The 9,088-nt window shown below is 70.2% G+C and carries 8 protein-coding genes; all 8 read right to left on the bottom strand.

Features of this window, described 5'->3' with window-relative positions; all coding sequences use genetic code 11:
- Nucleotides 1-217: 217 nt before the first annotated feature.
- A complete protein-coding gene (locus tag ACFWFI_RS37380) occupies nt 218-1,675 on the bottom strand; it encodes a catalase (RefSeq protein WP_387399350.1) in 1,458 nt (485 codons plus the stop codon).
- Between the two features lie 183 nt (nt 1,676-1,858).
- The gene (locus tag ACFWFI_RS37375) at nt 1,859-2,752 is read right to left on the bottom strand and encodes a 2-hydroxy-3-oxopropionate reductase (RefSeq protein ID WP_387399348.1); all 894 of its coding nucleotides are present in this window, start codon (nt 2,750-2,752) and stop codon (nt 1,859-1,861) included.
- A 39-nt stretch (nt 2,753-2,791) separates the two neighbouring features.
- Entirely contained in the window at nt 2,792-3,634 is an 843-nt protein-coding gene (locus tag ACFWFI_RS37370) for a TIM barrel protein (RefSeq protein ID WP_387399353.1), read from the bottom strand.
- A 158-nt stretch (nt 3,635-3,792) separates the two neighbouring features.
- Nucleotides 3,793-5,223 (bottom strand): cellulose binding domain-containing protein, encoded by a 1,431-nt coding sequence (locus ACFWFI_RS37365; RefSeq protein WP_387399346.1) that lies wholly within the window; start codon nt 5,221-5,223, stop codon nt 3,793-3,795.
- Between the two features lie 34 nt (nt 5,224-5,257).
- Nucleotides 5,258-6,820, bottom strand: coding sequence for a beta-N-acetylhexosaminidase (locus ACFWFI_RS37360; protein WP_387399344.1), 1,563 nt, complete (start codon nt 6,818-6,820; stop codon nt 5,258-5,260).
- A 68-nt stretch (nt 6,821-6,888) separates the two neighbouring features.
- Nucleotides 6,889-7,728, bottom strand: a complete 840-nt coding sequence (locus tag ACFWFI_RS37355) for a carbohydrate ABC transporter permease (RefSeq protein WP_387399342.1) — start codon at nt 7,726-7,728, stop codon at nt 6,889-6,891.
- On the bottom strand, nt 7,725-8,693 hold the full coding sequence (locus ACFWFI_RS37350; protein ID WP_387399341.1) for a carbohydrate ABC transporter permease: 969 nt from the start codon (nt 8,691-8,693) through the stop codon (nt 7,725-7,727). The genes ACFWFI_RS37355 and ACFWFI_RS37350 overlap by 4 nt, the downstream gene beginning before the upstream one ends.
- A gap of 40 nt (nt 8,694-8,733) precedes the next feature.
- On the bottom strand, nt 8,734-9,088 hold a 355-nt coding region (locus ACFWFI_RS37345; RefSeq protein ID WP_387399339.1), incomplete at its 5' end, for an extracellular solute-binding protein.

Genomic DNA, 9,088 nt, shown 5'->3' with positions numbered 1-9,088 from the left:
CGCCTGACCGGCGTGCACCGCACCCCCGCATTCTGTTCCACAGTGACCGCGACGGCGGACGTGGGCGGGGGGCGGAAGGTTCCTTCAGGTCTGGAACCGGGCCACCCGGCCCTTCACCACCGCACTGGCGTCGTCCGCCGCCGCGGTCCCGTCCTTGCCGGTGCCGCGCTGCCCCTCATCCGGGTGTGCGGCACGGGCAGGGCCCTGGGAAAGAGGCTCAGTCCTCGCGCAGTGCGCGGACGGCCTCCTCCACGCGCTTGCCGTAGTCGGCGTCGGCGGCGTGGAAGTGGGCGAGGTTCTTCTCGATGACATCGTCACGTGTGACCTGCGAGAGGCCTCCGGCGATGTTGGCGATCAGGCGGTTCTTCTCGTCCGCCGACATCAGCCGGTAGAGCTCGCCCGCCTGGAAGAAGTCGTCGTCCTTCGTGTGGGCGGGCGCCTCGTGCGTGCCCGTCCAGCCGTGCACGGCGACCGGGGCGGCGAGGGCCTGCCCGGTCTGCGCGGGACCGGCGTACGAGTTGGGCTCGTAGTTCTTGTCCTGGCGCGAGCCGTACCGGGTCGCGTGCAGTCCGTCGCGGCCGTAGTTGTCCACCTCGGCCGCCTTCGGTGCGTTGACCGGCAGCTGGGTGTGGTTGATGCCCAGCCGGTAGCGCTGCGCGTCGGCGTACGCGAACAGCCGGCCCTGGAGCATCTTGTCCGGGGAAGGACCGATGCCGGGCACGAAGTTGTTCGGCGAGAAGGCCGCCTGCTCCACCTCGGCGAACACGTTGTCGGGGTTGCGGTCCAGCACCAGGCGGCCTACGCGCCGCAGCGGGTAGTCGGCGTGCGGCCACACCTTCGTGACGTCGAACGGGTTGAAACGGTAGTCCGCGGCCTCGGCGGCCGGCATCACCTGCACGTGCAGCGTCCAGGACGGGTTGACGCCACGCTCGATGGCCTGGAGGAGGTCCGTCTGGTGCGAGGTGGCGTCCTTGCCGACCTGATCGGCGCCCTGCTCGGCGGAGAGCGAGCGCACGCCCTGGTTCGTCTTGAAGTGGTACTTCACGAAGAAGGCCTCGCCCTCGGCGTTCGTCCACTGGTAGGTGTGCGAGCCGAAGCCGTTCATGTGACGGTACGAGGCGGGGATGCCGCGGTCGCCCATCAGCCAGGTGATCTGGTGCGTCGACTCGGGGGAGTTGGCCCAGAAGTCCCAGACGTTGTCCGGCTCCTGACGGCCCGTGAACGGGTCGCGCTTCTGCGAGTGGATGAAGTCGGGGAACTTGATCGGGTCCTTGATGAAGAACACCGGGGTGTTGTTGCCGACGAGGTCGTAGTTGCCCTCGTTCGTATAGAACTTGAGAGCGAAGCCGCGGGGGTCGCGGACGGCGTCGGCGCCGCCGAGGGAGTCGGCGACCGTCGAGAAGCGGATGAACGTCTCGGTGCGGCGGCCCACTTCGGAGAGGAAGTCGGCGCGGGTGAAGCCGGTGACGTCGTCGGTCACCTCGAAGTAGCCGTACGCGCCGGAGCCACGGGCGTGGACGACGCGCTCCGGGATGCGCTCACGGTTGAAGCGGGCGAGCTTCTCGAGCAGGTGCTGGTCCTGAAGGATGATCGGCCCGCCGGCGCCGGCCGTGGCGGAGTTCTGGTTGTCGGCGACCGGGGCGCCTGACTCGGTCGTGAGCACACGCTGGGACATGGAGGCCTTCCGTACGGGGCTGCTGACGGCTTCAGGAGCGTAGATTCGCCGGGTTCGTTGCGTCAACAGTTTGTTGAATTTGGAGGATAGGGTTCCGGGTCGCGGCGGCGCCTGGGCGCGACAGGACAGGTGTCAGCGCCACCGCGACCCGGAGTTCGGGGGGCCCTGGAGAGGGCCGGGGTGTCAGACCTGGGAGCCGGAGAGCCGCTCGACCGAGCGCAGCAGCGCCGAGTGGTCGAGTCCGCCGTCGCCCTGGGCGCGCAGCGAGGCGACCAGCTGGGCCACGACCCCGCCGACGGGCAGCGCCGCGCCGACGTTGCGGGCGGCGTCCGTGACGATGCCCATGTCCTTGTGGTGCAGGTCGATCCGGAAGCCCGGAGCGAAGTCCCGCTTGAGGAAGTTGTCCTTCTTGCGCGTGAGGACCGTCGAACCGGCGAGCCCGCCGTTCAGCACGTCGAGCGCGGCGGCCAGGTCGACCCCGGACTTCTCCAGGAAGACGACGGCCTCGGCGCAGGCCTGGATGTTGACCGCGACGATCAGCTGGTTGGCCGCCTTCACCGTCTGGCCCGAGCCGTGCGGCCCGCACAGCACGATGGTCCTGCCGAGCGCGTCGAGGAGGGGCTTCGCGGCGTCGAAGTCGGTCTGCTCGCCGCCGACCATGATGGACAGGACGGCCTCGATCGCACCGGCCTCACCGCCGGAGACGGGGGCGTCCAGCACGCGGATGCCCTTGTCCTTCGCGCTCGATGCCAGGTCCACGGAGGTCTGCGGCGTGATCGAGGACATGTCGATCAGCAGGGCGCCCTGCCGGGCGTTCTCCAGGATGCCGTCGGGGCCGTATGCGATGGCCTCGACCTGCGGGGACGCCGGGACCATGGTGACGACGACATCGGCGTCGCGGACGGCGTCCGCGATCGAGGCGGCACCCTTGCCGCCCGCCGCGACGAGCCGGTCGACCTTGTCCTGCTCCAGGGTGTAACCGGTCACCTGGTACCCGGCCTTCACCAGGTTCTCGGACATGGGGGAGCCCATGATGCCGAGCCCGATCCAGGCGACCTTGGGGAGGTTGCTGCTCATGAGGGTGCCTTCCGGTAAGCGTGTGTACGTGGGGCGGGGCTATCGGCGGGCCGGCCGGTGCTCGGCGGGGAGCCATGCGAACGACTCGGCGCTCGGGCGGTCGCCAGGCTTGTACTCCAGGCCGACCCAGCCGTCGTAGCCGGCCTCGGTCAGCTCGTCGAGGAGCCGCTCCAGCGGGAGCGAGCCGGTGCCGGGCGCGCCGCGCCCCGGGTTGTCGGCGATCTGGACGTGGCCGGTCTTCGCGGCGTACGCCTTGATCACCTGGCTGAGGTCCTCGCCGTTCATCGACAGGTGGTACAGGTCCAGCAGGAACGTGGCGTTGCCGAGGCCGGTCGCCTCATTGACCCGGTCGACGACCTCGATGCCGGCCGGTGCGCTGACCAGCGGATAGAGCGGCGACTCCGTGTCGTTGAGGGTCTCGATCAGGAGGGTCGCCCCGATCCGGTCGGCCGCACGGGCTGCCAGGACCAGGTTCTCCAGGGCGAGTTCGTCCTGGACGGCCGGCTCCACGCCCTCGACGCGGTTGCCGTACAGCGCGTTGAGCGCCTTGCAGCCGACCGAGGCCGCGAAGTCCGCCGCCACGTCGATGTTGGAGCGGAAGCGGTCCGACTCCTCGCCGGGCAGCGAGAGCGCTCCGCGGTCGGGCCCGGGCAGCAGGCCCGCGTAGAAGTTCAGCCCCACCAGTTGCGTGCCCGCGTCGTCGAGCGCCTTCTTCAGGGCGTCGAGCTCGGCCTGCGCGGGGGTGGGGGTCTCTGTCCAGGGCCACCAGAGCTCGACCGCGGTGAAGCCCGCTGCGGCGGCGGCCGCCGGGCGCTCCAGGAGCGGGAGTTCGGTGAAGAGGATCGAGAGGTTCACATCGAAGCGCTGGTCCGAGTAACCCATCATGCGCTCCTTCCGTATCGCGGAAGTTAGTTTCTGCCTAACGGAAGATTGCCCGGTGGGTGGCGAGGCTGTCAAGAGGCACCCCGGATTTGCGGGCACACGGAAGCGGGGTGGAGGCCGTCCGGCCCTCCACCCCGCCCCTGCTCACACCTGCCAGGTCAGACGGCCGGCACGGTGTCCTGGAACGTCGTGCCCGCCGCCCGGTAGCCGCTCACCAGAGCCGAGACCTGTGCGGGGGACAGGACCTGGTCCTTCACATGCAGGACGTAGTCCACCTGCTGGTCGTACGAGCGCGGCGCGGTGCTGCTCTGGCCGGCCAGATCGATCAGCCACTGGTTGAAGTTGATCGACATGGGCCGCTCCGGGAGGTAGGCCGCCCCGTGCGTGCCGAAGGGCTGTCCGTCGACGTAGTAGGTGATGGCGTTGTTGTCGATCGTCACCACCAGGTCGTGCCACCCGGCGTAGCTCTGGCGCGCCTCGCTGTGCTGGTTCACGGCCTCCCACGGATCGGGCCGGTAGGTCTCCCAGGACGTCGTGTAGAGGATGTTGGACGGCTCGCCCCAGCCGCCGTTGGGCAGGTACTCGAAGTCGTACTCCGCGTAGTCGTCCGCCATCGGCGCCTTCAGGTCGTTGATCGTGAAGAAGGTCTGCACGAGGTGGTCGCCGTCCGGACCCGACTTCGGGGCGTCGCTGAACTTCACGCGGGCCGCGTAGGTGCCGTTGCGGAACTTCGACGAGCGGGTGAGGATTTCCGTCTGCACGGTCGAGGCACCCGTGCCGGCGGTCGAAGTCTCCAAGTTCATGACGGAGTTGCCGCTCTGGCTGCTGAAGGTGACCTTCTCGGGCGCCCACACGGCCCCCGGGACGCCGGGGCCGCCGGAGTTCGAGCGGACGCTCCAGCCGTTCGCCGCGATCTTCGGGTCCGAGTGACCTGAGTAGTTGAAGTCGTCGAACAGGGTGGGCCCGTCGGCCGGCGGGTCGGTGGGAGGATCCGTCGGATCCGTCGGGTCTTCGCCCCCAGGCGCCTCGCCCCAGGCCGTGACACCGCCGAGCTGGGCGGTGATCCGGGACCAGTCGCCGTAGGTGCTCCGCTCGGCCCCGAAGGAGTAGTCGTCGCTCTGTCCCAGCGGCTGCCAGTCCGCGCGGTGGAAGCGCAGCTGCATGTCCCCGGTGTCCGCGCCGGGAGCCAGGGAACCCGCGCCCGAGGTGAAGGCGATCTCCAGGTACCGGTCGGCGGTGGCGGTCGGGTTCGGCAGGGTCTTGAAGGTCCCGGTGATGTTCGCGCAGCCCTTCACCGCCCAGGAACAGGCGAACCGGTAGGCCGCCGACGCCGAATCACCCTTGAAGTAGTACCGCACCTTGACGTCGGAGAGCGGCACGCTCGCGCTCCCGGTGTTGCGAACCTTCAGCCACGGCTCGCTCTGGTCGGCCGTCGCCCCGGACGCGCTCGTCCGGTACTGGACGACGAGCCCGCCGGCCGCCGCGGCACCGGCGGTCGAGGGCAGGGCGGCGAGGGCGGTGCAGCCCAGGGCCAGGGTGACGGCGGCGGCCGCCGCCGCGCGGATACGGCTCCTGCGGAATGTCCTCATGACGATGTTCCTCTCCGGAACGGTGGGGGATGAGTTACCGAGGGGGGTGCGCTGTACCTGTGGACGCGGTCGCCAGGGACCGCGTGGTGAGGGGCCGGTAGCGGACGCCGAGGGCGTCCAGCCGGGCGGTGTGGTCGCGCAGCCGCTCGACGAAGCCGGCCCAGTCGCCGCGCCCGCCGGACCAGGCGCGGTCCGCCAGGGCGCACAGCCGCGGGTAGGCGAGGTACTCGATGCGCTCCGGCGTCGTCACGTACTCGGTCCACAGCTGCGCCTGGGTGCCCAGGACACGGGACGCCTCCTCGGCCTCCCAGTCCTGCGGCACCGGTTCGTTGGCGTGGACCGCGTGCAGGGGGACGGGGGCGCCTTGCTGGGCGGGGGGTTCGTCCGGGTCCGTGGACTGGGCGTAGTCGAGGTAGGTGGCGCGGTGGTGCGCGGTCACCACCTGGTGTCCCCGCCGGGCCGCCGTGAGCGCATGCCCAGGATCACGCCAGGTCATCACCGTGAATTCGGGGGGCAGTTCGCTGCCGCTCTCGGCCCAGCCGGTGGGCCGGCGGCCGTGCTCCACCAGGAACGAGCCGATCCGGCCCATGAACCACCCGTGCAGTTCGCCCGGACCGGAGAGTCCCTCGGCCGCCGCACGCTCCCGGGCCGCCGGGCTGTTCTCCCATTCGCCGGTGGGGCACTCCTCGCCGCCGATGTGGATGTACGGGGAGGGAAAGACGTCCATGACCTCCTCCAGCACGGTCCGGCAGAAGTCGAAAACCTCGTCATGGACGCCGAGCACGGTGTCGCAGACGCCCCACCTGGTCCAGACGTCCAGCCGGCGCTCCGGGTGGTTCCCCAGTGACGGGTAGGCCGCGAGGGCCGCGCGCACATGACCGGGCATCTCGATCTCCGGTACGACGGTCACCCCGCGTTCCCGCGCGTGACGGACCAGGTCACGCAGCTCGGCCTTGGTGTACGTCCCCGTGTGCGGCACGCCGTCGGACAGGGACTGGGCCCGGTGCCCGCCCACCGAGGTCAGCCGGGGGAAGGCATCGACCGGCATGCGCCAGCCCTGGTCGTCCGTGAGGTGCAGATGGAGGACGTTGAGCTTGTGCAGCGCCATCAGGTCCACGTAGCGGCGCAGGTAGGAGACGGGCTGGAAGTGCCGGGCGACGTCGAGCATCGCGCCGCGCCACGGGTACTGCGGTACGTCGCTGATCTCGACGCAGGGCAGTTCCCAGGACATGCCGCGCGCGCCACCCGACAGCGCCTCGGGCGGCAGCAGCTGCCTGATCGTCTGGACGCCCCGGAGCAGCCCGTCGGGCCGGGCGGCCCGCAGCAGCAGGGCCTCCGGTCCGACGGTGAGGCCGTAGCCCTCGTCGCCGAGCCCGCCGAGCTGCGGGTCGAGTGCCAGGACGACACGGCCCTCGGCGGAGGGTGGCAGGGGCAGGCCGGTCGTCGGGCCGAGGAGCGCGCGCAGCAGGTCCGCTGCCGCCTCCGCACCCGGCAGGGCGCGTACGGAGGTGTCCTGGCCGAGCGTGAATCGGCCCGGACGCGGTGAGATCTTGCGGGGCAGGGGGACGAGGGAGAGCTCGGGGCGTGATGCGGGCACGGAGGGCCTCCGGGTTCGGGTGGTCGGGCGGTGCGCGTGCGCGGGATCGCGGGGGGCGCCCGGCGGGCTCAGCCCTTGACCGCGCCGGCCGCGAAGCCGGAGGTCACATGGCGCTGGAGCAGCAGGAAGATCACGAGTGCGGGCAGGGCGAAGAGCGTCGAGGCGGCCATGGTGGCGCCCCAGTCCGTGCCGAAGGTGTTCTGGAACGAGGAGAGCCAGACCGGCAGGGTGCGGTTGTCCTGCTGCTTGATGATCAGGAAGTTGGCGTAGGCGAACTCGTTCCAGGCGGTGATGAATCCGAACAGCGAGGTCGCCATCAGGCCCGGGGCGAGCAGCGGCAGTGCCACCCGCGTGAACGCACCGGTGCGGGTGCAGCCGTCGACCTGGGCGGCTTCCTCGAGTTCGGGTGGGATCGTCGCCAGGAAGCCCCTCAGGACCACGATCGTGAACGGCAGCGTGATCATGAAGTAGACGAGGGTCAGGGTCGGCAGCCGGTCCAGCATGTCCGTGTCGCGCGAGATGATGTAGATCGGGATGATCAGCGATTCCCAGGGGGCCATCTGGGCCACGAACACCAGAAGCATGAACTGCCGCCGGCCCTTCCACCGCAGGCGCGCCACGGCGTACGAGGCACCGAGCGCCACGACGAGGGAGAGCAGCACGGCACCCAGCGTGACCAGGATGCTGTTGCGCCAGAACAGTTCGAAGCCGTCCGCCTGTACGGCCCTGCGGAAGTGGTCCAGCGTCCAGCTGTAGGGCACGGGACGGGGCTCGGCGGACTGGATGTCCCGGGACGGCTTGAACGCGGTGGAGATCATCCAGTACACCGGGAACAGGCAGACCACGACGGTCACGACGGCGGCGGCGTTCAGCGGTATCCGCCGCAGTCGGGGGCGTAGCAGTGTCATCGCGGGTCGTCCTCCTGACGGAGCATCTGGCGGAAGTAGAGGACCAGCACCCCGGACATCAGGATCACGGTGATCATCGACGCGGCGGAGCCCAGGTCGTAGCGCTGGCTGGAGAGCGCAGTCTGGACCGCGTACACGGGCAGGATGGTGGTGGCGTCACCGGGGCCGCCGCGGGTCATCACCCAGATCTGGACGAACGCCTTGAAGGTCCAGATCACCTCCAGCGAGAGGACCAGCATGAAGATCGGCCGCAGCATCGGGAAGGTGACCGAGCGGAAGATCCGGGAGCCGGAGGCGCCGTCCAGGCGGGCGGACTCGTACAGCTCGGTGGGGACCGTGGTCAGGGCTGAGTAGAGGGTGACCGCCGCGAACGGCACGGACTGCCAGACGATCAGCAGGACCAGGATCGTGAAGGACGCCGTACCGTTCGCGAACCACGGGTAGCGGTCGAAGGACTCGAAGCCGAGCGCCGTGAGCAGCTGGTTGACGATGCCGAACTCGGAGTGGAACAGCCACTGGAAGACGGTCGTCGCCGCGACCACCGGCATGGCCCAGGCGAGCACCAGCGAGCAGAGGACGACCGTCCGGCCGGCCCGGCGCAGGCGCTCCGTCATCAAGGCGACCAGGGTCGAGATGACCATGATCAGTACGACGTTGACCGCCATGAACACGAAGGTGCGGCCGGTCACCTCCCAGAAGCGGGGATCGGACAGCAGAGTCCGGTAGTTCCGCAGCCCCACGAACTCGGCGTCCCCGCTGATCAGCTGGCGGAGCCGGAAGTCCTGCAGGGAGATCACCACGGCCCGCACCAGCGGGTAGACGAGCAGGTAGAGCATCCCGCCGATCGCGGGGGCGATCAGGGCGTACGGCCAGAAGGTGTGCGAGGGCCGTCCGGGCCGACGCCTCGGCGGTGATCCCGGGGGACGGTGGACGCGTGGCGCGGTCCGTTCGCGGACAGCCGGCACGGCGGGCCTCCTCTCGGTGACGGGGACGGATGGTGCCGGATCAGGAACCGGCGTTCATGGCGCGGGTGATGTCCGCGGAGGCCCTGGCCGCCTCCTCGGCGGCGTCACCGCCGGTCAGGACGGCGGTCATGTAGTCCTTGACCGGGTTCTCGGCCTCCACCGCCGCCCACCCCGGGGTGTTCGGCGTCGCATGCCCGTTCGCGGCACCGACGGCCATCGCCGAGGCACCCGGGTCGCCCGCCACGGCCGACGCGAGCGTGGTCCGGTTGGGCACGTAGCTCATGGCCACCGCGAGCTTCTTCTGCCAGGCGTCCCCCGTCAGCTCCTCGATGAAGGTCACCGCCGCGTCCGGATGGCCGGCCGCGGCGGGAACGACCAGGTCGGAGCCGCCGGTG

This window comes from Streptomyces sp. NPDC060209, assembly GCF_042728155.1.
Taxonomy (GTDB): domain Bacteria; phylum Actinomycetota; class Actinomycetes; order Streptomycetales; family Streptomycetaceae; genus Streptomyces.
Note: the sequence above shows the minus strand (reverse complement) of the source record. Positions and strands in the feature narration are given on the sequence as shown.